This window comes from Bacillus cereus group sp. MG1 (genome assembly GCF_040460035.1).
In the GTDB taxonomy this organism is placed as follows: Bacteria; Bacillota; Bacilli; order Bacillales; family Bacillaceae_G; genus Bacillus_A; species Bacillus_A cereus.
In genome coordinates, this window is the sequence record NZ_JARVGY010000001.1 from 3,204,284 (window position 1) to 3,226,773 (window position 22,490).

A 22,490-nucleotide genomic window follows, 5' to 3' on the forward strand; every position below is an offset into this window, starting at 1 on the left:
GTGGACAAGCATTATTAAAAATGAGGAGGGGTTTATATGGACCAATTAACACCAATAAACGAACAACTGACATTATCAAGTTTGGAAGTAGCAAAGATGGTAGGGAAGGAACATAAGGAATTATTGCGAGATATCAGAACATACATTAGCTATTTGGATGGTGAAGAGATGAGCGCAAAATTGCGCCCAACTAATTATTTCATTGAAAGTTCGTACAAAGATTCATTGAATCGAAAAAAACTTTGCTATAACATCACGAAAAAAGGCTGCGAATTAATCGCTCATAAAATGACAGGTAAGAAAGGGACATTGTTTTCCGCTTCTTACATAGAACGATTTCACCAAATGGAACAACATATAAAAAAACAAAATGAAATCCCTACTGACCCATTCAAACAAATTGAAATAATTGCAGCAGGAGCAACTAATTTAAACAATCGAGTTAGCAAGTTAGAACATGTTATTGAAGAGCAATTAACTATTGATTTTGGACAACAACGAGTAATAGAGAAGGCAAAAGGTAGACGTATCTATTTTCTATGGGAGCACGGCCATATTGATAAAGAGGTTCATGGCACTACACGTAAGTTGTTTGGTTTGTTAGGTAAGAATTTAAAAGATGCATTTGATGTGAATAGCTATCGAGATATTTTAAAGAAAGATTTTGATGAGGCTTTAAAGTTTATTGAGGGCTGGAGACCAATGATCTAATTATCTAAAAGGAGGACCATTACGTGGAGATGATAACAAACAAAGAAGTGTTTAGAAGTATTGAAAAGAAAGCAAAACAACTTAGGTTAGTTCCTGATCAATTACAGTTGGAGCAATTACAAAATGTATTTCTTTTTAAAGAATATAGGGGTGAATACATCTGTGTGTATTCGCGTGATAATCAAATTCATTTTGTTTCTGAAACATTTGGAAAAGGTAAAATGACCAATCAAGTCGAGTTTTTTAAAGTTTTTGGTGCAGAGTGGAATGAATATCCTTATAAAATGATTGTCTTTAATGCAATTGCTTGGTACAAGCGATGGTTAAAATCGAATTTCAAAGATATGGACGAATTGTATGACCGAAAGAGAAGTTTACAAAAACAGCATGAATGGTTAATGGAGATTATGGAAATACAACGTGCCAGTGAAAAACTACTTTTCATTAATGAGGTTAACAATGTGTTAAATAGAGTGAAGGAGCAAACTTTAAGTATAGGTAAGCAGATTATAGATATTATTCATGTTTGGGATTTTAGTGTCAATGAGGTGTGTGCTCTTCTTGGAGGGAATGCAATAGAAGGTCAACGGCTATATAAAGAATATCGAGAAGACAAAGAACAGCAAAAAACTTTTAAAACATTTATGGAATATGCCTTGCATAGAGGACTGGAATATAGACATCTAAAAGGGCGAATGAGAGGTATATATGATTGCCCATCTTATGAAATGCCTTTCTACTGGGCGGTAAATAACGTGATTTTGGATTTTATAGACAATTCACCAAAAGCGAAAGAAAAGATAAACGATTTCCTTAAAAATGATTTGGGATTAACTATGTATAGAACAGTTGAAGATTTAGAAGGCAATATTTTAGGAGTTATAGAGGATGGTGAAAGTGATTAAAAAAGTAACTTGCGCCAACAAGTTACTAAATAAAAATACTTAAAAAAATTACTTATTAGAAATATAACATACATGTCCAGTTTATGAAAAGAGGGGCATGATTATGCCCCTTAAATATAAGAGGTGCCTATATGAGCAAATTAATCATAAACGAAGAACCGTTACTAGTTCTTCCATCATTAGCAAAGAGTATCGGATTAAATGAAGCCGTCTTTTTGCAACAAATACATTACTGGTTAAATCGTTCTAACCATTTTTATGATGAAAGACGTTGGATATATAACAGTGCTGTTGAATGGTCTAAACAATTTCCGTTTTGGAGTGAAAAGACAATTAGACGTATTTTGAAAAATTTAGAAGAAACCAAGATTTTATTGACTGGTAATTACAACAAGATGAAATTCGATAAAACTAAATGGTACACCATTGATTATGATAAATTATGTTCGCTCGAAACGGTAAACGATGTGGACAATTTGACTAGAAGAAGTGGTAAAAGTGACCATGTGCTACCGGACAATTTGACCAGACCAATACCAGAGAATACACAGAGACTATCTACAGAGATTACAGAATATATAGTCGAGATAGTAAACTATCTCAACACTACATGTAATAAAAGTTATCGTACCTCAACTAAGAAAACTCAAACATTAATAAAAGCAAGACTAGCTGAAGGCTATAAAGTTGAACAGTTCAAGAAAGTAATTGACATAAAGAAATCTCATTGGTTTGGAGATGCAAAATGGGATGAATATTTAAGACCTGAAACACTATTTGGAACAAAGTTTGAAAGCTACTTAAATAGCAAACCAAAAACAAAGCAACATTCGGAAATGTCTGCTGAGGAACGGTTGGAACATTTCCAAAAAGAAGCAGAGGAACAAGATGATTTGCCATTCTAGGGGTGTGCTAAATGGGGAGAGAAGAACTTTTTCAAAGAGTGTTCAGTAGTGATCGAGAAGTGAGAAACTCAGTCAGTGTAGAGGAATTAATGAAGGCTATGTCACTTGAAGAGGGTGCATGGTGTAAAACTTGTAAAATATTCATTCCAATGATGCAGTTACCCATTTACTTATTAAAACATTTAAAAGGCGCAAAAGTACCGGGTGTTAATTCCACGGGGAAAGTGCAGCCAGTATGCCCTAAATGCTTAAGGAAACCATCTGCGGAACAAGATGAAATTAGATATCAGGATGTTGTAGAGGCAGCACAAAAGAGAATGCAACGAGGAGAAAAAAATCGATATTTAATGCCAACACCAGAAAGATATATCGATGCTACACTTGAGAACTTTGAAATGAGAGCGGGCGTCGAGAAGGCAGTTAAAGGTGCAATATATTTTATTGAAAATATCTCAAAAAAGAAAGAAAAAGGGCTGTTTTTACAAGGTGGATTCGGATCTGGAAAAACAAGAATTTGTTATTCGATTAAACACACTTTAGAGAGTATGGGCCCTAAAGTAATTGTATATAACGTGACACAACTGTTAGATAGGATACGCTCTACATTTAGCAGTGATAAGGAAAGTAAGGCGGAAATTATGGCATTACTCATGAAGTGCGATGTATTAGTCCTAGATGATTTAGGAGCAGAAAAGCCTTCAGAGTTTGCAGCAGAGTTTTTATATACGATTGTAGATTATCGATACAGTACGTGGAGACGAATGATTATTACGAGTAACTGTAGTGATGAGGAACTAAAGGAACGTCTGGGCCATTTACAGGGTGGACGTATTTTAGATCGGTTAAGAGAAGGGTGTTATAAAATTCCAATTACGGCAGGGAGTGCGAGGTAATGGCAAATAATAAGAGTGGAGAAATACTTGATGGTATTAAAGAGTTGCTGTGGAAATTAATAGTTAAAGCGAAAACTGATGAAAGAGTACGGGATTTTTTGGATGATTTTAAAAAAGTGTTAGAAGACAATAAACATTCAGCTAAAGAAGAACTTTCGGTAGCTTTTGCAAGGTTACAAGAAAAACACTTTCCTAACTTTGAAGAAGGAGAATCCAAAAAATGACTAAAGAAAGAGACCAAGTAAAAGCTGGAGTTAACGTTAGAGAAATGTCAGACACTGAATTTATGAAGAAGTATGGAAGGCTTGTTCATCATTGTGTTTGGAAACGATATGCGAAAAAAATGAAGAGTATAGAACATGATACGGGTTTAGATATAGAGGATTTAACTCAATTTGGGATGATAGGTCTTATTAAAGCAAGGGATAATTTTGATCTTGAGTATGGTTGTAAATTTTCAACGTATGCTGTTCCTAAAATCATAGGTGAAATTGGCCGAGCCATTCGAGATCATCAAAAGGTGAAAGTGCAACGGAGTGTATACAGTATAAAGGGGAAAATTCTGAGACAAAACCTAGAAGATGAAATTCCAGAAGAAATAGCAAGTATCCTAAATGAAGATGTATCCGTAGTAAACAACGCATTACATTATCAACCAGGTACACAGTCCTTGAATAAAGTTGTACACCAGTCTAACGGGAATGAAGAATTAACCTTGGAAAGCATGCTAGAAGATAAAAAAGCAGAAAACGTCGAGGATGTATCGATTAATAGAATGGTGATACAGGCATTTAAATCTCAATTATCACATAAAGAACACATCGTATTAGATATGAGTCTACAGAACAGGACACAACAAAACATTGCAAATGAAGTAGGGTGTAGCCAAGTTCAAATTAGCCGTATCTTAACAAAAATTAATAAAAATGCTGCTCAGTTTGGTAAAGATGGGGGTCTACAGGATTGAGTGAAACAAAGGGAGTATGTATGGACCACGTGCCTTCTTTTAATGTAATACAATTTGAATTTTATAAGAAATGGGGAGCGGGAAATGAAAAAGAAAATAATTGCAGGTTTAATGTCTATTATGGCAATAACGGGTTTAGCAGGTTGTAGTACAGAAGCAGATACAGTTTCACAAAATTTATCTAAATCAGCTGATTCGTTTGAGGTTCAACGAAGAGTAGTGTTCTTCAATGGTATAACTGATAAATACCTTTTAAGTATTGAGGGATTATGCGCTTTAGACGCTGGTGATGGGAAGAAGATAACTGTAACTTGCAAGACTGGTGATGGTAAATATAAGAAACATTACCTTGGATTAAGTGATAATGTAAGTTACTTCATTGAACAAACAGATGCTAAATACGAAGATGCATACCATTACAAAGTACTATTTAGACCGGAAGAAATTATTCCAGATATTAAGTTGCAGACAAGCAATAAATAAACTACTTTTATGAGTTTGTATGATGAAGTTTTGAAGAGTAAAACTAAACAAAAGTGCTATTTTAATCGGAATGGCAGGTAATTGACCAAATCACCTGCCAAGTGCCTAAACAGTTCGGAGGGGTAAAGCTCCGTTTTGAAAGAGTGTAGCTGACTCGTAGATAGTATTTGTAATATAAAAAAGATTATTCATATATCACACGGGATATTGAAAGGAGAATGGAAAATGAATACAATCACAATTAAATTTGGCCAAGGTACAGAAGCATGGAAAGATATGCAAGATATTGCGAAAATGTTACAAGAGAAAGGGTATTCCGTTGAACCGTATGAAGAAATTGGAACTGTAAAACTAACTAAGAAAATCAATGACGAATTAGTGGATAAGAAACAGCAATTCAATTGTGACATTTGCTTTTTAAATAAGGATATTGAAGAAAAGTCTATTTATCAATTTGATGAGTCTGGTGACATTGTAGCGTGTAAAGAGTGTGAGAAACAGGCATTTGAACAGTCGAAAAGCCAAACAAAATAGATATTTGAATAGAAAGGGAGAACGAAATGAAAACATTCAATATTACCTTTACTCAAATGAAAATGTATGAAGCAGTTGTTGAAGCGGAAACAATGGAAAAAGCAGTTGAAAAAGTTCGTAATTGCCATGTACAAGAGGAAGATTTAATTGAGAAGGATATAACGATTAATGACTTGCGTGAGGTGCTAGTCAAAGAACAACAGTTCGAATGAATGGGATGCTAAAATCACGTAAGAAAAGGCTTGTTTTTAATTGAGAATACAATAAGTCTAGGAAGTGCTAAAACCGCTCATTCAGGCTGTAAATAGTGTTTAATAAGATTCGATTAAAACAATAGAGAGAAGGAAGTGTTGATGTGGCTAACTTAAAGAAAAAGAAGATAAAAAAAGCCATTGACCGTCGCGCAAGAGCAATGGATAAGGAGAGAGTTACAAATGCATGGAGAAATATTTTTGTGCAAGCTGACATCTTAAAATAAGTGAGGTGGCACACATAATGTTAGAGTGGCTAAAGGATTATCAAAAATTAGAAGATGAAATCATTTATTTGGAAAATGACTTATATAGAAGTAAACGAGAATTAAAACGCTGGGCTGGTGGTGATTTGTGGGAAGTACGTTTAACAGCTGAATCAGAAGGAGCGAAACTAGAAGATCGTATTGCTACTCGTGAACATGAATTAGCTTTAAAAATGAATGACATGTTTGATTTCAAAAAGGTAATTAGTACATTCCATGGTTTGGAACACAAGATCATGTATGGTAAGTATGTGGAGGGCAAAACATTGGAAAAGCTTGCTGAAGAGTTACATTATAGTCCGCGCTATATCTATAATAAACACGCGCAAATAAAGCGTATGATTGAATATGCTCAGAAGTTAAGTTAACAAAATGTTAAGTTCACTTCAGTTCATGTTAACTATTGCAAAAAGAGTTTATAGTAATAACATAAAGAATTGATGAAAGGGCAACTGGTGCATGGTTGCTCTTTTTTATTTAGGAAACCAAAACCATGTAAGAATGATAAAAACAAAGAGAATAAGTAGTATTTTTAAGAATTTCATAACAGCCTCCTTTTAAACTATATAAGAAATGGAATCATTTACAGGAATCATTGTAGACAGTAATGAATAGTTATAAACGTAGAATATAAGGGGAGGAACTATAATTCATGTTAAATGAAGAATTATTAGAAGCACTAATGAAATATCGAAGGTTTAACGGGAAAAATCCTGATATCCTACAAGTAAATCCAAAACATTTCAGAAATCTACTGGAAGAATTAAATTATCCAGAGTGGCTTATTAAAAAGAAAGAAGCAGAAACAGGAACGAAAAAAAGCTTATTAGGAATAGCAGTTGAGCTAACAGATACAGTAGAAAAATTCAAACTATAAAAAGCATCCAAAACGGGTGCTTTTTATTATGCAAAAAATTACATAGGTGGTGTAGAGATGAGTCTTATATTTCATAATGGAGATTTAAATAAGTTGGCAAGAGATACTTCACATGACAGTATCATTTTAAAAGTTGGTGAACAAGAGATTGTATCTTTGAAAAGTAATGGAGATATCTATGTCAAAGGTAGGCTTATTGAAAACGATAAAGAGGTTGTAGATGGCATGAGAGAGTTCTTGAGGTTATCTAGGTAAAGATAAGCGCAAACGTGTTGCATTTAAAAAGGATGGTGTTAAGTAAATGAGTCCAGATGAGATATATGTAAAGCAAATGGATGCGTGGATTAAAGAACAAGAGGCTAGAAGAGAACAGATTGTAGTAACAATTAAAACTAGCTCTGAGATTGTGGAACAAAACAAGATACAGTTGCAATGGTTAGATAAAGGTTTCGGTCTTGCTAAAGAAGAGTTCGAGACTTGGAAGAAAGAAAATAATTATAAGGAGTGTGAATCTAATTGATTACTGAAACAAGAAAAACAATATCAGGTACAGAGTATTGGGATAATGAAAAGAAGAAGAGTCTATTTGTTCCTACAGGTGAAGAACCAGGATTTGAAGTAACTGTTAATCCTGAGAGTATGATTGCTGATAAAGGATTTGCAACAGGAGGATATTTGACTAAAGATACGTTGGCTATTGGTAAAGCAGGTACAGAACTTATCTTGAGTAATAAGACAATAAAAGAGTTACGTGAGTATGCTGATGAGCTAGGCATTGAGATTCCAGCTGATGTTAAAAAGAAAGAAGATATCATTGAATTACTATCATGAAGTACTGTGACTTTAACGGCTGCCATAACAAGATAAGCAAAGGACGTTACTGTGAAGAACATAAGCGTAACAAACCAAGGAAGAAGAAAGATAAGAAGAACATCTATCATCATGAGAACAAACCATTCTATCGTACTGATGTATGGAAGTATGTTAGGTCAAAGGTATATGAAAGAGAGAATGGATGCTGTCAACGATGTGGAAGGTTCGTCTTTGGTAGGCGTGCTCATGTTCATCATGTAATACCAATCAAGGAAGATCCAACTCTTAAATTAGAAGAGAATAACCTAAGATTACTTTGTCCAGTTTGTCATACAATTGAAGAAAATGAAGATAAACCGAAAAAAGTTTTTCCGAGTTATTTCGGAAGCCCCCCTATCAAAAATTAAAATTTGTCCTCTGGGGAGGATAGGTAGCGTAGGGGGCATATCAATAGTTGCGCCATTTTTTAAAAATGAAGGGGGGTGTGAAAATGGCTCGAATGTCAAAGAAGAAAAAGTTGGAAATGCTAGATGTTGCAAGGGATGAAGAACGAAATAGAATCATAAAATTATTGACTGAAGATGATAATTTCACACCTTCCTTAGAACCATTAATTGATAATTATTTAGATGCTTTTATCATTTATAAAACGATGTTTGAAGAATGGAAAGCCGATGGTTTTGCTCCTACAAAAATGCATAAAAACAAGGCTGGTGCAGTAAATGAAATGAAACATCCGCTCGCTCAACAAGTTGAAACTTGGAATGATAAGAAGAATAAAATGTTAGAAGCTCTAGGAATGACGAATAAGGGGAAAAGTGTACAAAAGACACCCAAAAATGCAGGGAATATTCAATCTAATGAGCCTAAAGACGAATTAGCAGCTCATCGGAATAAATGGCGGAAAACCCAATGATTATTACACCAGGCGTTAACTATGCTGATAAGTATGCGAATAACGTCATGCGTAATAAAAAGAAGTACCCGAAGTCGATCATTCTTGCTGTAGAACGTTATAAGAAGTGGAAAAAGCGTAAAGATATTTGGTTTGATGTAGATCGAGCGAATGAAATGTTAGACTTCGTTCAATCGTTCATCCGTCATGTTAAAGGACCACTTGCAGGTCAATTGATGGAATTAGAGCTTTGGGAAATGTTTGTTTTTGCGAATATGTATGGTTGGTATCATAAAAACGAAAAAGGAAAAACAGTCCGTGTTATTCGTGAATCATATGTTCAAGTACCAAAAAAGAATGGAAAAACAATTATTGCAGCAGGTGCATTGCTCTATGCTATGTATGGAGAACTTGAACTTGGAGCGGATTGTTATTGTGCGGCATCGGATTATGAACAAGCGCAAAATGCAGCTGAACCAATTGCACAAGCAATAGAAAACTCCGAACCTCTAGCACGACATACACAAATTTATAAAGGTGTGAATGGAACAGTTAGTGGTGCTATGTATCGATATAGCATCAATGGAATTGCATATCAAAATAAATTCAAAGTATTAACGAAAAACACGAAGGGTCTTGAAGGAAAGAACCCTTATTTTGTGTTGAATGACGAGCTCCATGCACAAGAAAATATGGACATGTATGATAACTTAAAGTCAGCTCAAATTTCTCGTGAACAACCAATGATGCTTAATATTTCAACGGCTGGTAAGGGTGCTTCATCTGTTGGTATGCGTGTTTATAAATATGCGAAACTTGTTCTTGAAAATGATGATGATGATTCTTTATTTGTTGCAATCTGGGAACCTAATAAAAATTATGATTGGGAAGATCGTAAAGTTTGGGAAATGGTTAACCCCAATATTGGTGTTTCCGTTACGATGGAACAACTTGAGATTGAATTCAAAAAAGCGAAGCAGTCCGCACATTCAAAAGCTGAGTTCCTTTCAAAACACTTAAATGTTTTCGTAAATGGTGCGGATAATTATTTTGAACATGATCAAGTACAGCATGTTCTTGTGGAAGATTTGGGTGATCTTACAGGTGAAATTTGTTATTTAGGATTAGACTTATCTAAAACAACAGATTTAACATGTGTGAGTTTAAACTTCCCTTCACATGATGATGAAGGAAGGTCGATTATAAAAGTGAAACAAATGTATTTCCTTCCTAATGAAAACATAGATTTTAAAGAAAAAGAGGATAATGTTCCATATACTGATATGGTTGAACGTGGTTTTGCTACGTTTTGTGATGGAAAGATGATTGATCAGGATCAAGTTATGGAATATATAGTTGAATGTATGGATTTATACGATGTACAACAAATAAATTATGATCCAGCGATGTCTCAAAAGTTAATAGAGAAACTTGAAAATCTTGGTTTAGAATGTATTGCGGTAAATCAGTATCCAAATGTTATGAATGCAATGCTTGATGATTCAGAAATACTAATTTATGAAAAGCGTTTATTTACAGACAATCCTTTATTTGTTTATTGCGCTCTTAATGTTGTAGTAGTAACAAATATTAATGGAATGAAGGCACCAAGTAAGCGACAGTCCAAAAAGAAAATCGATGGATTTGTTGCTTTTTTAGTTGCTCACAAAGAAACCATGATGATTATGGATGATGTGAGTGAAGAGGGCATGGATGAATTAATTGGTGAGATTTATAGATAGAAAGGCGGTGAGAAATTGGGTTTACGCGATCGTTTTTCAAATTATTTGTATCGAAAGTTAGAGAAGCGTGGTTTGTTTGATGACATTTTAGGTAATAGCATTCGTTATGGTGGTAGGTATGTAAGCAGTGACAATATTTTAGAATCTAGCGATGTTTATGAGTTGCTACAAGATATAAGTAATCAAATGATGTTAGCTGAGATAGTTGTGGAAGATAAAGAAGGCAAAGAAATTAAAGATGATTTTGCTCTTAAAGTATTAAGGAATCCAAATAACTATCTTACACAATCGGAATTCATTAAGTTAATGACTAATACCTATTTACTCCAGGGTGAAACTTTCCCAGTCCTGGATGGTGATCAATTACATTTAGCATCAAATGTTTATACGGAATTAGATAATAGGTTGATAGAGCATTTTAGAGTTGGTGGAGAAGAAATTTCATCCTTTATGATTCGTCATGTGAAAAATATTGGTGCGGACCACTTAAAAGGAAAAGGTATTCTTGATTTAGGAAAGGATACGCTTGAAGGGGTTATGTCAGCTGAGAAAACTTTAACGGATAAATATAAAAAAGGTGGTTTGTTAGCCTTTATGTTAAAGATGGATGCGCATATTAATCCTAAGAATGGTGCGCAGTCTATGTTAATCAAAGCAATTTTAGATCAATTGGAATCGATTGATGAATCAAGGTCCGTTAAAATGATTCCTCTTGGTAAAGGGTATTCAATAGAAACACTTAAGAGCCCATTAGATGATGAAAAAACTCTGGCCTATTTAAATGTATATAAAAAGGATTTAGGTAAGTTTTTAGGTATAAATGTGGATACTTACACAGCTTTAATTAAGGAAGACCTTGAGAAAGCTATGATGTATTTGCATAACAAGGCAGTTAGACCGATAATGAAAAATTTTGAAGACCATTTGAGTCTTCTTTTTTTCGGGAAAAATTCGGGAAAACGTATTAAATTCAAGATTAATATCCTTGATTTCGTTACGTATAGCATGAAAACAAATATTGCATATAACATTGTTCGAACGGGTATTACATCACCAGATAATGTGGCAGATATGCTTGGATTTCCTATGCAAAATACACCTGAGTCACAAGCTATCTATATTTCAAATGATTTATCAAAAATTGGTGAAAAACAAGCTACAGATGATTCACTGAAGGGAGGTGATGGAAATGGCAAAGACAAAGGAAACACGGACATTTGACATCACCAAATTAAGTACCAGAGATGCTACGGAAGAACACCCTTCAAAGATAACGGGTTATGCAGCTGTATTTAATTCAAAGACAACTATTGGTGGCTGGTTCGATGAAGTTATTGAACCTGGTGCATTTGCACGTTCTCTTTCTGAGAATGGTGATATTAGAGCGCTATTCAATCATAACTGGGATAATGTCCTGGGAAGAACAAAAAGTGGTACATTGCGACTAGAAGAAGATGAAAAAGGTTTGAAATTCGAAATTGAATTACCTAATACATCTGTTGGGCGAGATTTAGCGGAAAGTATGTCCAGGGGTGATATTAACCAATGCTCATTTGGATTTTGGATAACAGAAGAGAATTGGGATTATAATGTTGAACCAGCATTAAGGACCATTAAAGAAGTAGAACTTTATGAAATATCGGTTGTTTCAATACCAGCTTATGACGATACGGAAGTATCTTTAGTTCGCAGTAAAGAAATCGGAAAAGAAATAGAACAACGAATGAAAATGATTAAACAAATAAATCAAATCCTGGAGGGAAAGTAAATGAACAAACAATTATTATTAGCATTACAAAAACGAAGCAATGAAAGATTAGTGGAATTACGTACAAAGGTTGAGAATCCTGAATTACGTGCTGAAGACTTACCAGCAATTCAAGAAGAAATTGATGAAATTAACAAACAATTACAAGAAGTTGCAGATGCTTTAGCAAATCTTGAAGATGATGGTGAAGGTGAAGACGGAAACGAAGATGATGAAGAAGGTGCTGGGGAATCTGGTACTGAAGGTTCTGGTGAAGGTGGAGAAGGTCGTACTGGAAATCCTGAGGGCGGCGAAAATAGAACTGGTTTAACAGCAGAACAACGTCAATCAGCAATGGCAGCTATTGCAACAGGTCTTTCTACTCGAGGTCATAAAACTACTAAAAAGAAAGAAAAAGAAATTCGTTCAGCGTTTGCTAATTTTGTAGTTGGTCGAATTAGTGAAGCTGAAGCTCGTTCACTTGGTATTGAAGCTGGGAATGGATCAGTAACTATTCCAGAAGTCATTGCTTCTGAAATTATTACGTATGCTCAAGAAGAGAACTTACTACGTAAATATGGTTCAGTTCATAAAACAGCAGGTGATATGAAATATCCTGTTCTTGTTAAGAAAGCAGATGCAAATGTACGTAAGAAGGAACGTAAAGATAGTGATGAAATCGTAGCAACAGATATTGAATTTGATGAAGTGTTACTTGATCCAGCTGAGTTTGATGCGCTTGCTACTGTTACTAAAAAATTATTGAAAATGACAGGTGCTCCAATTGAACAAATCGTTGTGGACGAGCTGAAAAAGGCTTATGTACGTAAAGAAATTAATTTCATGTTTAACGGCGATGATGCCGGAAATGAAAATCCTGGTGCGTTAGCGAAGAAAGCAGTAGCATTTACACCTTCTGTACCGGTAGATTTAAAGGCAACTGATGCAGGTCAAAAAATGTATGATGCATTAATTGAATTTAAAAATACACCAGTTACAGAAGTAATGAAAAAAGGAAGATTTATTATTAACCGTGCAGCATTAACGGCAATTGAGAAAATGAAAACTGCTGATGGATTTCCGTTATTACGTCCAATGACACAAGCAGAGGGCGGTATTGGTAATACGCTTGTTGGGTATCCTGTGGAATTTACTGATGCAGCTGATGTAAAAGGAAAACCAGATGTACCAGTTTTATATTTTGGTGATTTTTCAGCATTCCATATTCAAGATGTTATTGGAGCTATGGAATTACAAAAATTAATTGAAAAATTCGCTGGTACAAACAAAGTTGGATTCCAAATCTATAACTTATTAGATGGTCAATTAATTTATTCCCCATTTGAACCAGCTGTTTATCGTTTTGAAGTAAAAGCGGTAACTGGAGCTTAATATGGATGATTTAATTGAGAAATTAAAATCTCATATTCATTGGGAAGAGGGTATGGATGAAACCATGCTCTCTTTTTATATTGAACAAGCAAAGACTTATGTAAAAAATGCGACAGGCAAACAGACTGAGTATTTAATTGTTATGGTCGCCGGTATTTTCTATGATTACAGAGTCGCTGAAAAAGAATTAGAACATGCTCTCAATGCTTTAACACCATTCTTTGTCCAGGAGGTTTATGTCGATGAAGAGAAAGACGAATAAACTCAAATGGATGGGTGAGCTACTTAAATTAGGAGAAACGATTGATCCAGAAACAGACCGTGTTGTGATGGGATATCCGTTAGAACGTAAAATTCGTTATAACAACATTGGAGTTACGGCCACTGACAAATTTACAACGAAAGATACGAATGAAATTGTAAAGAAAATTGAAGTTCGTATTGATCGAGATATTGAAAACGATCAAAAGAATTATCGTGTAAAAGTTGGTGGCCGTATTTATAACATTGAGCGCATTTATGTAAAAGAAGAAGACCGATTGATGGAGGTGTCACTATCGTATGCAAATTAGTTTTGAACAGTTGCGAAGCCTTATGAAGAAATCTGGTATTCCAGTTTCTCGTGATAGTGCTCCTACAGGGATAGATTACCCTTATATTGTGTATGAATTTGTGAATGAGCAACATAAGAGGGCTTCTAATAAGGTCCTAAAAGATATGCCACTTTATCAAATTGCAGTTATTACAAACGGAACTGAAAAAGATTACGAGCCATTAAAGGCTGTTTTTAACGAAGCAGGCGTGTCTTATTCTCAATTTGATGGAATGGGCTATGACGAGAATGACGACACTATCACGCAGTTTATAACGTATGTGAGGTGTATCCAGTAATGGCTTCAAACAACAATGGCTTTGCTGAAGCTTTAGAAGATATCAATACGCTATTACGGGTGAATAAAAAAGTAAGTTTGGATGTGTTAGATGAAGCAGCCAAGTATTTTGCTAGTAAATTAAAACCAAAAATCAAAGCATCCAATAAAAACAAGCGGACACATTTAAGGGATAGCCTAAAGGTTGTTGTGAAAGATGATCGTGTATCTGTGGAATTTAAAGATGAAGCTTGGTATTGGTATTTAGTTGAACATGGCCACAAAAAAGTAAAAGGTAAGGGGCGTGTGAAAGGAAAACACTTTGTTCAGAATACCTTCGATGCAGAAGGGGATAAAATTGCTGATATTATGGCACAAAAAATAATGAATAGAATGTGAGGATGATATACATGACAATTGAAAATAAAGAAATTCAATATTCCGTAGGGATTGAAGATTTATATCTATGCTTGATGAAGGGAAATGAAACTTCTAGTGCACTACCAACTTATGAGGATATTGTTTATAGACAAACGAATATTTCTGATTTAACGATTTCCACTACTTCTACTAATTTTACAAAGTGGGCATCTAACAAAAAAATTATTAACATTGTCAAAAATACAGCGTTTGGATTAGCTTTTAATCTTGCTGGTCTAAATCGTGAAGTGAAAGATAAAATCTTTGCTAAAACACGTAAAAAAGGCGTGTCTTTTGAAACAGCGAAGGCGAAGGAGTATCCAAAGTTCGCAGTAGGTGTTGTATTCCCTTTAAATGATGGAACAAAAATATTACGTTGGTATCCAAAATGTACGGTTGCTCCAGTAGAAGAATCTTGGAAAACACAAGGTGATGAAATGACTGTGGATGATATTGCTTACACAATTACAGCAGATCCATTGTTATTTAATGATGTAACACAAGCTGAATTAGATACGGGTGATCCAGAGGCAAAAGGAATTAAAGCTGAAGATTTCCTGAAACAAGTAATTTGTGATGAATCTCAACTGGCGCAGCTAGGTGGAACGACGCAAACAGGTAAATAAGGAGGGTAACTATGGCACGTTTAAGTGATTTAGTTAACGTTAATATAACTAGAAATAGCATTAAGATACAGGGGGTTTCAATCCCTGTTGTTTTTACTTTTGAATCTTTTCCTTATGTGGAAGAGGCGTATGGAACACCCTATCATGAATTTGAAAAAGAAATGAATGATATGTTAAGAAAAGGACAATTTAGCCTGGGAGAAAATGAAGCGAAATTGATGCGTGCATTAATTTATGCGATGGTACGTAGTGGTGGTACAGAATGTACATTAGATGAATTGAAAGGTGCTATTCCTATGAATGATTTACCTGATATTTTCATCGTTGTATATGAAATTTTCAGTGGTCAAACTTTCCAATATTCTGATATGGAGAAGTTGAAGCAAGAAAAAAAGTAAAAAACATACTGACTAAAAACGAGGAATCTCAGTCCGAATTGGACTGGGATTTTTATTTTTATGTCGGTAATACGTTGCTTGGTTTAAGCATGGATGATTTCTGGAAAATCACACCTGCACATTTTCTAAAACAATTCATTATGCATCTCAGATACAACAATCCAGATGCATTACATGAGCAGAAACCGAAACAAATTTACACGCTAGATCAAACACCATTCCTATAAGAAATGAGGTGAGAAAATGCCTGGGAATAGTAAAGAAAGAAACGTTGTTCTTAATTTTAAAATGGATGGCCAAGTTCAGTATGCAAATACATTGAAACAAATCAATATGGTTATGAATAATGCAGCGAAAGAATATAAAAATCATATTGCAGCAATGGGCCAAGATGCGACAATGACTGATAAGCTTCTTGCTGAAAAAAAGAAGCTTGAAATTCAAATGGAAGCAGCCAAGAAACGTACAGCTATGTTACGTGCTGAATATCAAGCTATGTCCAAGGACACAAGTACAACCGCCCAACAACTCAATAAAATGTACGGGAAGTTGCTTGATGCAGAACGTGCTGAAACTTCTCTTGATAATGCAATGAAAAGAGTGAATGAAGGTCTTTCCGAGCAAGCAATTGAAGCTAGGGAAGCACGTGGAACTTTACTTGATTTACAAGAGAATTCTAAGAAACTTGAGGCAGAACAAAAGAAACTCACAAGCTCTTTTAAACTTCAGAATGCTGAATTAGGAGCAAACGCTAGTGAAGCTGATAAGTTGGAATTAGCACAGAAACAACTACGTCAGCAAATGGAAATGACTGATAGGGTCGTTCATAACTTAGAACAACAATTAAGTGCAGCAAAGCGTGTGTATGGTGAGAATTCTACCGAAGTGCAGCAACTTGAGGCTAAATTAAACCAAGCAAAAACTACATTAAAGCAATTTGAAAACTCATTACAGAGTGTTGGGCGGAGTGGTTCACAAGCGGCGGATGGTATGGCGGAAATCAATAAGAAACTTGATATGAACAATTTAATGGAAGCCGCTGAAGTTCTACAAGGAATATCCGAAAAATTGATTGAAATGGGAAAGTCAATTGTAAATACAGCAATAGAGTTTGATGGATCACAGAGGAAAATTCAAGCTTCGTTAGGGTTGACTGGAAAAGGTGCCGAAAATCTTCAAAAGATTGCTGTTGATACTTGGAAAAAAGGTTTTGGTGAAAATCTTGAAGAGGTAGATAATGCGCTTATAAAAGTCTATCAAAATATGCGCGATGTTCCACATGAAGAATTACAAGGTGCATCGGAAAACGTTTTAACATTAGCTAAAGTTTACGATGTTGATTTAAACGAAGCGACTCGTGGTGCAGGGCAGTTGATGAGTCAATTTGGTTTATCTACACAAGAAACATTTGATTTACTTGCTGCCGGTGCTCAAGAAGGTTTAAATTATTCGGATGAATTATTTGATAATTTATCTGAATATGCGCCTTTATTTAAACAAGGTGGTTTTAGTGCTCAAGAAATGTTTACGATTTTAGCAAATGGAACAAAAAGTGGTTCGTATAACTTAGACTATATCAATGACCTAGTGAAAGAATTTGGTATCCGTGTACAAGATGGTTCGAAAGGTGTATCAGAAGGATTCGGCGATTTATCTGAAGAGACGCAAAAAGTATGGAAGTCATTCAATGAAGGTAAGGGAACTGCAGCCGATGTTTTTAATGCTGTGTTAGGTGATCTTCAAAAGATGGATGACAAAGTAAAAGCAAACCAGATTGGTGTTGCTTTATTTGGCGTGAAATGGGAAGACATGGGCGCTGAAGCTGTACTTAGTTTAAATAATGTACATGGTGGTCTTGGTGATGTAACTGGACGTATGGATGAAATGAAGAAACTTCAAGAAGAATCGTTCGGTCAACAATTTCAGAGCGCTTTAAGGGAAACGCAAGCAGCATTTGAACCCCTTGGAAAAAAGCTTGCTGAATTGGCTAAAGATATTTTACCTCCAGTAGTAGAGGGAATAAAGATTTTAGTTGATGGATTTACTAAATTACCAGAGCCGATTCAAAATTTTACTTTTATTTTTCTAGGATTAACGGCTGTAGTAGGTCTTTTAGCTCCTATTATTGCGGCTGTAGTTGTATCATGCATAGCACTAGGGACAACGATTGGTACAGTTATGCTTGTTATTGCTGGTATAGCTGCTGTAATTACAGTGGTTATAGCAGTAATTCAAAATTGGGGGGCAATAACCGATTGGCTTTCTGAAAAATGGTCCCAATTTAAAGATTGGTTTGGTGAATTGTGGTCTAGTTTAGTTCAGGCATGCAGTGATGGTTGGTCTGCCACAGTTGATTACTTTTCTGGAGCCTGGTCAAATTTTTTAAATATGGTAAATGAATTCTTTGAACCTATAGGTCAATTTTTCACTGATCTATGGACGGGTATTTCTGATACGGCATCGGAAATTTGGACAGGTATTACTGATTATTTTTCAGAATCGTGGTCTTCATTCATTGAATTAGCAGATAGTATATTGTCTCCTTTAGGTGAATTTTTCAGTGGATTGTGGACGGGGATTGTCGAAACAGCATCTGAATTGTGGGGAACATTGACTCAAGCTTGGCAAGATACTTGGAATACAATACTGACAGTTTTAGACCCAATTATTTCACTAATTTCGACGGTTCTTGAAGCAGGATGGCTATTAATACAGGCAGGTGCACAAATTGCTTGGGCGGCAATATCTCAATATATTATACAGCCGATCCAGGAAGCGTATGATTGGATAAGTGCACAAATTGGTGAATTGGTCACATGGCTTAGTACGCAGTGGGAACTTATAAAGGCTGCTGCACAAGTTGCTTGGGGCTTATTTAAACAATATATTACTCAACCTATTCAAGAAGCATGGAACTGGGTTAAAGGACAAATCGGTGAGCTTGTTTCTTGGTTAAATTCACAGTGGGAGACAGTGAAATCATATACTTCCGCAGCATGGAATTTAGTAAAACAATATGTCATTCAGCCTGTTCAGGAATTGTGGAATGCAACGAAAGAAAAATTGAATGATTTAGCGAATTGGATACTAGGTAATTGGGCCAAAATCCAATCTTATACACTTACGGCATGGAATCTAGTTTATAAATATATTATTGATCCAGTGATTTCAGCTTATAATTCTGCAAAAGAGAAGTTCAATGATATGTACAATACGGCACGGGAAAAATTTGATTCTGTAAAGAATGCAGCGCAAGAAAAATTTGATGCAGCAAAGAGATTTATCGTTGATCCGATAAAAGATGCGGTAGATAAAGTAAAGGGATTCATTGATAAAATCAAAGGGTTTTTCAGTGATTTGAAATTAAAGATTCCAAAACCAGAAATGCCAAAAATGCCACACTTTAGCCTGCAAACTAGTACGAAAAATATTTTGGGTAAAGACATTACTTTCCCATCCGGTATCGATGTGCAATGGCGTGCAAAAGGCGGTATCTTTACTAGACCTACAATTTTCGGCATGAGTAATGGTCAGTTGCAAGGTGCGGGAGAAGCGGGGCGAGAAGCAGTTTTACCGTTGAACAAAAAGACATTGGGTGAGATTGGTGAAGGGATTGCAGCAACAATGTCTACTGAACCAACTGTAATTAATATTTATAATCCTTCAGTGAGGGATGATCGTGATATCGACCGCATGGTCGGAAAAATAGATGATGCACTTGCTCAAAAAGGGCGTAATTCAAAAATAGGAATAGGGAGGACTTAAATTGCTAGACATAGGTATCGATAATCAGTTGGCAAGTGACTACGGAATATGTATAGTAGGACGCCCTGTTATTCCTACAGCAGAACAAGAAGTAGAACATATTGAAGTGTCTGGTAGACATGGTTCACTTACAAAAAAAGGGGCGTTTAAAGACGTTCCTTTAAAAATAAAGTTCAATATGCTTGAAGAAGAGAATATTAAGCCGTTGGTGCGACGTATGAAGTCGTGGTTGATGAATGGAAAAACATTATATTTTACTGATGATGATGTGTATCGAAAAATTAAACATGTTGTAGTAGGTGATATTGTAAATGAAATTGAAGAACACGGTGAATTTGAAGTGGATTTCAAGCTAGATCCCTTTGAATATACAGAGGATGTCAATCTAAAGCTCACCAAACCTGGTGTAATTTATAATCCAGGTACAATTGAATCTGATCCTAAGTTTTGGATTGTGGGAAACGGTACTTTCCGTATAACAATCAATGACGTCTCTTTTCAAATAAAAGATGTGAATGGTTCTGTTGTTATAGACTCAGAAGTACTTGAAGCATATACCGATACCATATCAATGAATAATAAAATGGTCGGGAAGTTCCCTATATTCAACGTAGGTGAAAATAAAATAGAGTGGTCAGGAGCAATTCAATTTATGGAAATTCGACCTAGGTGGAGATATAAATGATTACTTTATATAAACCAAATGAGAATGATTTTACACACAATGGTATAGGAGCTTTAGATAAAAACATTTATAACGCAACTGTTGAGGAAGAACTCAATGGTTTATTTTTATTTTCATTTAGTTATCCATTGTTTGCGCCGCATGGTCTGGAAATAGAGGGAATGAGTATTATTAAAGTTCTAACTCCTGATGGTGAACAACTATTTCGAGTGGCAGCTCCTAAAGTCAGTATGGGTGAGATTACAGCGCAATGTTATCACATTTTTTATGACTTAACAGAGAATCTAATTGAAGACATTTTCGCTGAAACAACAAATGGGAATGGGGCTATGAATCGTATGTCAGCAGGATGCCAATACAAGCATCCTTTTCAGTTTTATTCAGATGTACCAAAGATAGCAAGTGCACGTATTGTCAGAAAAAATCCTGTGGAAGCATTATTGGATTCTAGTCAAGACAATTCATTTGTTAATCGTTGGGGTGGCGAATTAAAAAGAGATAATTTTGATGTGAAGATGCTACAAAATCGTGGTATGGATCGTGGGATAGTGATTCGTCATAAGAAAGATTTACTAGGATATGAGGGTAATGTGGATTGGAAAAGTCCCATAACTAGAATCATGCCACAAGGTTTTGATGGGTTATTTCTTCCTGAAAAATATGTGGATAGTCCACTTATAAATAAGTATCCTCATCCTAAAATTAAAGTGGTTGAGTTTAAACATATCAAAGCAGCTATTGGTGAAAATGCTGACGATGAAGATGCAGTTCCGTTAGAAGAAGCATATAGGTTATTACGCCAGGCAGCCAAGGATATGTTTGCTATTCAAAAGGTTGATCAGCCTAAAGCAACTTATAACGTTAAGTTTCAGGAGTTATCACAAACGGAAGAGTATAAGGATTATAAGCATTTACAAAGTGTTTATATGGCAGATACTGTTACGGTTGAACATCAAGAAGATGGAATTGATATAAAAGCGAAGGTAATTGCTTATAAGTATGACCCGATAAAAAAAGAGTATCTAGATATAACTATTGGTAATTTCAAAGAATCTTTTACGGATGTTTCTGGTAGGGTTGACCTGGTACAAGAAGAGTTATCAAATATGCCAAGTTCGATTTTGGATGCAGCAAAAGCAAATGCTACAAGCCTTATTAATTCAGGATTCGGAGGGCATGTCCGTGTTTATCCAGATCGTATTTTAATTATGGATACGAAAGATGAAAGGAGTGCTAAAAAGGTTTGGCAATGGAACTTGAATGGATTAGGGTATTCTTCCACAGGTGTGAATGGACCATATGGAACTGCTATTACAAGTGATGGAAGAATTGTTGCTGATTTTATTACTGCAGGTACGTTAAGTGGGAATCTGGTGCAAGGCGGAGAAATAACAGGTTCAACTTTGAAAACATCTAATTCGGCTAATTTTGTAAATATATCTAAACAATTTATTCGTCTCTATGAATCCTCGAAAGTAAGAGCCTTTATTGGGTATTACAAAAATAGTAGAGGTGAAATACAGCCCACTTTTATTCTAGGTGGTGACTCAGATCAAACAGGTGCAAACGGCGCCATCATGTTGTATCAATTCTCAGATGTAAGTGTTAAGTCTGGTGGAATTGGAATCACAAAGGGACTCGATGGTAATGGGTACTTGAATGCAACTTCTTTATACTTTTCACAAACAGGGAATGCAATGCTCGATGCTGATAAAATGATTGTCCTAGATGCCCAAAGTGAGATGAGATTTAAGGTTAAAGATCAATTCCGCTTTTATCGTAATGACAATTGGATTGCAAGTATCGGGGTTGCATCTGGAGGGGATACAGATATCATGCTCCCAAATGCAATAATACGCAATTCGAATTGGGACAATGGGTATATCCAAGTGAAAACCGCCCTTGGGACATATTATCAAGGAGTAATTGCTTCAGACTTCAAAGTTTCTTCAAAAGAAACATATAAAACCAATATCCGTCCTATTACATCCAGCTTACTTGAAAAGGTAATGGAATGGGAAATTAAACAGTACAATTTGAAAACAGATATTCCAAAACTTTATGAGATGCGTATGAATCGTAAAGAAGGAGAGCCGACAATTACTACAGAGGCAATTCCTACACATTATGGTTTAGTTATTCCAAAAGAATCAGAGGAAAATGGTGTGGGGTTATATGGGATGCTTTCACAATTGACAAGCGCATTTCAGGAGCATGTAATCAAAACAGAGGTTAAATTTGAAGAATTAGAGCCGATAAAGTCTAAAGGGAATATAAAACATAGGAACAAAGTAAAGCGCCAAAGAAGACCGCCTAGACGCGTGAAAAGGAATAGTTAGAGAGAGG

The 22,490-nt window shown here is 35.4% G+C and carries 31 protein-coding genes; all 31 read left to right on the forward strand.

What is annotated here, in order from left to right; all coding sequences use genetic code 11:
* Nucleotides 1-36: 36 nt before the first annotated feature.
* The 31 genes from QCI79_RS16740 (at nt 37) to QCI79_RS16890 (ending at nt 22,483) form a co-directional block, all read left to right on the forward strand.
* Complete coding sequence (locus tag QCI79_RS16740) at nt 37-711, forward strand: Rha family transcriptional regulator (RefSeq protein ID WP_021727909.1); 675 nt, start codon at nt 37-39, stop codon at nt 709-711.
* Nucleotides 712-740: 29 nt separating this feature from the next.
* On the forward strand, nt 741-1,616 hold the full coding sequence (locus QCI79_RS16745) for a hypothetical protein (RefSeq protein ID WP_228220166.1): 876 nt from the start codon (nt 741-743) through the stop codon (nt 1,614-1,616).
* Nucleotides 1,617-1,747: 131 nt separating this feature from the next.
* Complete coding sequence (locus QCI79_RS16750) at nt 1,748-2,521, forward strand: conserved phage C-terminal domain-containing protein (protein WP_021727911.1); 774 nt, start codon at nt 1,748-1,750, stop codon at nt 2,519-2,521.
* 11 nt (nt 2,522-2,532) lie between these two features.
* On the forward strand, nt 2,533-3,414 hold the full coding sequence (locus QCI79_RS16755) for an ATP-binding protein (RefSeq protein WP_021727912.1): 882 nt from the start codon (nt 2,533-2,535) through the stop codon (nt 3,412-3,414).
* Nucleotides 3,414-3,638 carry a hypothetical protein gene (locus QCI79_RS16760; protein WP_000002743.1) on the forward strand — a complete coding sequence of 75 codons (225 nt, stop codon included), beginning with the start codon at nt 3,414-3,416 and terminating at the stop codon, nt 3,636-3,638. The genes QCI79_RS16755 and QCI79_RS16760 overlap by 1 nt, the downstream gene beginning before the upstream one ends.
* Nucleotides 3,635-4,381 carry a sigma-70 family RNA polymerase sigma factor gene (locus QCI79_RS16765; RefSeq protein WP_021727913.1) on the forward strand — a complete coding sequence of 249 codons (747 nt, stop codon included), beginning with the start codon at nt 3,635-3,637 and terminating at the stop codon, nt 4,379-4,381. Before QCI79_RS16760 ends, QCI79_RS16765 begins: the two co-directional genes overlap by 4 nt.
* A gap of 84 nt (nt 4,382-4,465) precedes the next feature.
* Nucleotides 4,466-4,864 (forward strand): beta-sandwich lipoprotein, encoded by a 399-nt coding sequence (locus QCI79_RS16770; protein WP_000726817.1) that lies wholly within the window; start codon nt 4,466-4,468, stop codon nt 4,862-4,864.
* A gap of 225 nt (nt 4,865-5,089) precedes the next feature.
* Entirely contained in the window at nt 5,090-5,398 is a 309-nt protein-coding gene (locus QCI79_RS16775; protein ID WP_016099095.1) for a DUF8088 domain-containing protein, read from the forward strand.
* A 26-nt stretch (nt 5,399-5,424) separates the two neighbouring features.
* Complete coding sequence (locus QCI79_RS16780) at nt 5,425-5,610, forward strand: hypothetical protein (protein WP_000847100.1); 186 nt, start codon at nt 5,425-5,427, stop codon at nt 5,608-5,610.
* A 143-nt stretch (nt 5,611-5,753) separates the two neighbouring features.
* Nucleotides 5,754-5,876 (forward strand): DUF3983 domain-containing protein, encoded by a 123-nt coding sequence (locus QCI79_RS16785; protein ID WP_021727914.1) that lies wholly within the window; start codon nt 5,754-5,756, stop codon nt 5,874-5,876.
* A gap of 17 nt (nt 5,877-5,893) precedes the next feature.
* Nucleotides 5,894-6,283: a hypothetical protein gene (locus QCI79_RS16790; protein ID WP_000895343.1), complete on the forward strand. Its 390-nt coding sequence runs from the start codon at nt 5,894-5,896 to the stop codon at nt 6,281-6,283.
* 284 nt (nt 6,284-6,567) lie between these two features.
* Nucleotides 6,568-6,792, forward strand: coding sequence for a hypothetical protein (locus QCI79_RS16795; protein ID WP_000930965.1), 225 nt, complete (start codon nt 6,568-6,570; stop codon nt 6,790-6,792).
* A gap of 57 nt (nt 6,793-6,849) precedes the next feature.
* Entirely contained in the window at nt 6,850-7,047 is a 198-nt protein-coding gene (locus QCI79_RS16800; protein ID WP_000052394.1) for a hypothetical protein, read from the forward strand.
* Between the two features lie 46 nt (nt 7,048-7,093).
* Entirely contained in the window at nt 7,094-7,312 is a 219-nt protein-coding gene (locus QCI79_RS16805) for a hypothetical protein (protein WP_021727915.1), read from the forward strand.
* Entirely contained in the window at nt 7,309-7,623 is a 315-nt protein-coding gene (locus QCI79_RS16810; protein ID WP_021727916.1) for a Rho termination factor N-terminal domain-containing protein, read from the forward strand. The genes QCI79_RS16805 and QCI79_RS16810 overlap by 4 nt, the downstream gene beginning before the upstream one ends.
* The gene (locus QCI79_RS16815) at nt 7,620-8,012 is read left to right on the forward strand and encodes an HNH endonuclease (protein ID WP_021727917.1); all 393 of its coding nucleotides are present in this window, start codon (nt 7,620-7,622) and stop codon (nt 8,010-8,012) included. Before QCI79_RS16810 ends, QCI79_RS16815 begins: the two co-directional genes overlap by 4 nt.
* A gap of 83 nt (nt 8,013-8,095) precedes the next feature.
* Nucleotides 8,096-8,521 carry a P27 family phage terminase small subunit gene (locus QCI79_RS16820; RefSeq protein ID WP_021727918.1) on the forward strand — a complete coding sequence of 142 codons (426 nt, stop codon included), beginning with the start codon at nt 8,096-8,098 and terminating at the stop codon, nt 8,519-8,521.
* The gene (locus QCI79_RS16825) at nt 8,518-10,242 is read left to right on the forward strand and encodes a terminase large subunit (RefSeq protein ID WP_042991585.1); all 1,725 of its coding nucleotides are present in this window, start codon (nt 8,518-8,520) and stop codon (nt 10,240-10,242) included. The genes QCI79_RS16820 and QCI79_RS16825 overlap by 4 nt, the downstream gene beginning before the upstream one ends.
* 15 nt (nt 10,243-10,257) lie before the next feature.
* A complete protein-coding gene (locus QCI79_RS16830) occupies nt 10,258-11,463 on the forward strand; it encodes a phage portal protein (protein WP_021728209.1) in 1,206 nt (401 codons plus the stop codon).
* Nucleotides 11,432-12,010, forward strand: a complete 579-nt coding sequence (locus tag QCI79_RS16835) for an HK97 family phage prohead protease (protein WP_021728208.1) — start codon at nt 11,432-11,434, stop codon at nt 12,008-12,010. Before QCI79_RS16830 ends, QCI79_RS16835 begins: the two co-directional genes overlap by 32 nt.
* Nucleotides 12,011-13,381 carry a phage major capsid protein gene (locus QCI79_RS16840; protein WP_021728207.1) on the forward strand — a complete coding sequence of 457 codons (1,371 nt, stop codon included), beginning with the start codon at nt 12,011-12,013 and terminating at the stop codon, nt 13,379-13,381.
* Between the two features lies 1 nt (nt 13,382).
* Nucleotides 13,383-13,643: a head-tail connector protein gene (locus tag QCI79_RS16845; RefSeq protein WP_021728206.1), complete on the forward strand. Its 261-nt coding sequence runs from the start codon at nt 13,383-13,385 to the stop codon at nt 13,641-13,643.
* The gene (locus QCI79_RS16850) at nt 13,624-13,953 is read left to right on the forward strand and encodes a head-tail adaptor protein (protein ID WP_021728205.1); all 330 of its coding nucleotides are present in this window, start codon (nt 13,624-13,626) and stop codon (nt 13,951-13,953) included. Before QCI79_RS16845 ends, QCI79_RS16850 begins: the two co-directional genes overlap by 20 nt.
* Complete coding sequence (locus tag QCI79_RS16855) at nt 13,943-14,272, forward strand: hypothetical protein (protein ID WP_021728204.1); 330 nt, start codon at nt 13,943-13,945, stop codon at nt 14,270-14,272. The genes QCI79_RS16850 and QCI79_RS16855 overlap by 11 nt, the downstream gene beginning before the upstream one ends.
* Nucleotides 14,272-14,649 carry an HK97-gp10 family putative phage morphogenesis protein gene (locus QCI79_RS16860; protein ID WP_048549482.1) on the forward strand — a complete coding sequence of 126 codons (378 nt, stop codon included), beginning with the start codon at nt 14,272-14,274 and terminating at the stop codon, nt 14,647-14,649. The genes QCI79_RS16855 and QCI79_RS16860 overlap by 1 nt, the downstream gene beginning before the upstream one ends.
* 11 nt (nt 14,650-14,660) lie before the next feature.
* A complete protein-coding gene (locus tag QCI79_RS16865) occupies nt 14,661-15,296 on the forward strand; it encodes a major tail protein (RefSeq protein WP_048549483.1) in 636 nt (211 codons plus the stop codon).
* Nucleotides 15,297-15,307: 11 nt separating this feature from the next.
* On the forward strand, nt 15,308-15,694 hold the full coding sequence (locus QCI79_RS16870; RefSeq protein ID WP_048549484.1) for a hypothetical protein: 387 nt from the start codon (nt 15,308-15,310) through the stop codon (nt 15,692-15,694).
* Between the two features lie 38 nt (nt 15,695-15,732).
* Nucleotides 15,733-15,921, forward strand: coding sequence for a hypothetical protein (locus QCI79_RS16875; RefSeq protein WP_006927278.1), 189 nt, complete (start codon nt 15,733-15,735; stop codon nt 15,919-15,921).
* A 16-nt stretch (nt 15,922-15,937) separates the two neighbouring features.
* A complete protein-coding gene (locus QCI79_RS16880; protein ID WP_209291812.1) occupies nt 15,938-19,459 on the forward strand; it encodes a phage tail tape measure protein in 3,522 nt (1,173 codons plus the stop codon).
* Nucleotide 19,460: 1 nt separating this feature from the next.
* Nucleotides 19,461-20,144, forward strand: a complete 684-nt coding sequence (locus QCI79_RS16885; protein WP_042991580.1) for a phage tail domain-containing protein — start codon at nt 19,461-19,463, stop codon at nt 20,142-20,144.
* Nucleotides 20,141-22,483, forward strand: a complete 2,343-nt coding sequence (locus QCI79_RS16890; RefSeq protein ID WP_021728233.1) for a phage tail spike protein — start codon at nt 20,141-20,143, stop codon at nt 22,481-22,483. Before QCI79_RS16885 ends, QCI79_RS16890 begins: the two co-directional genes overlap by 4 nt.
* Nucleotides 22,484-22,490: the final 7 nt, after the last annotated feature.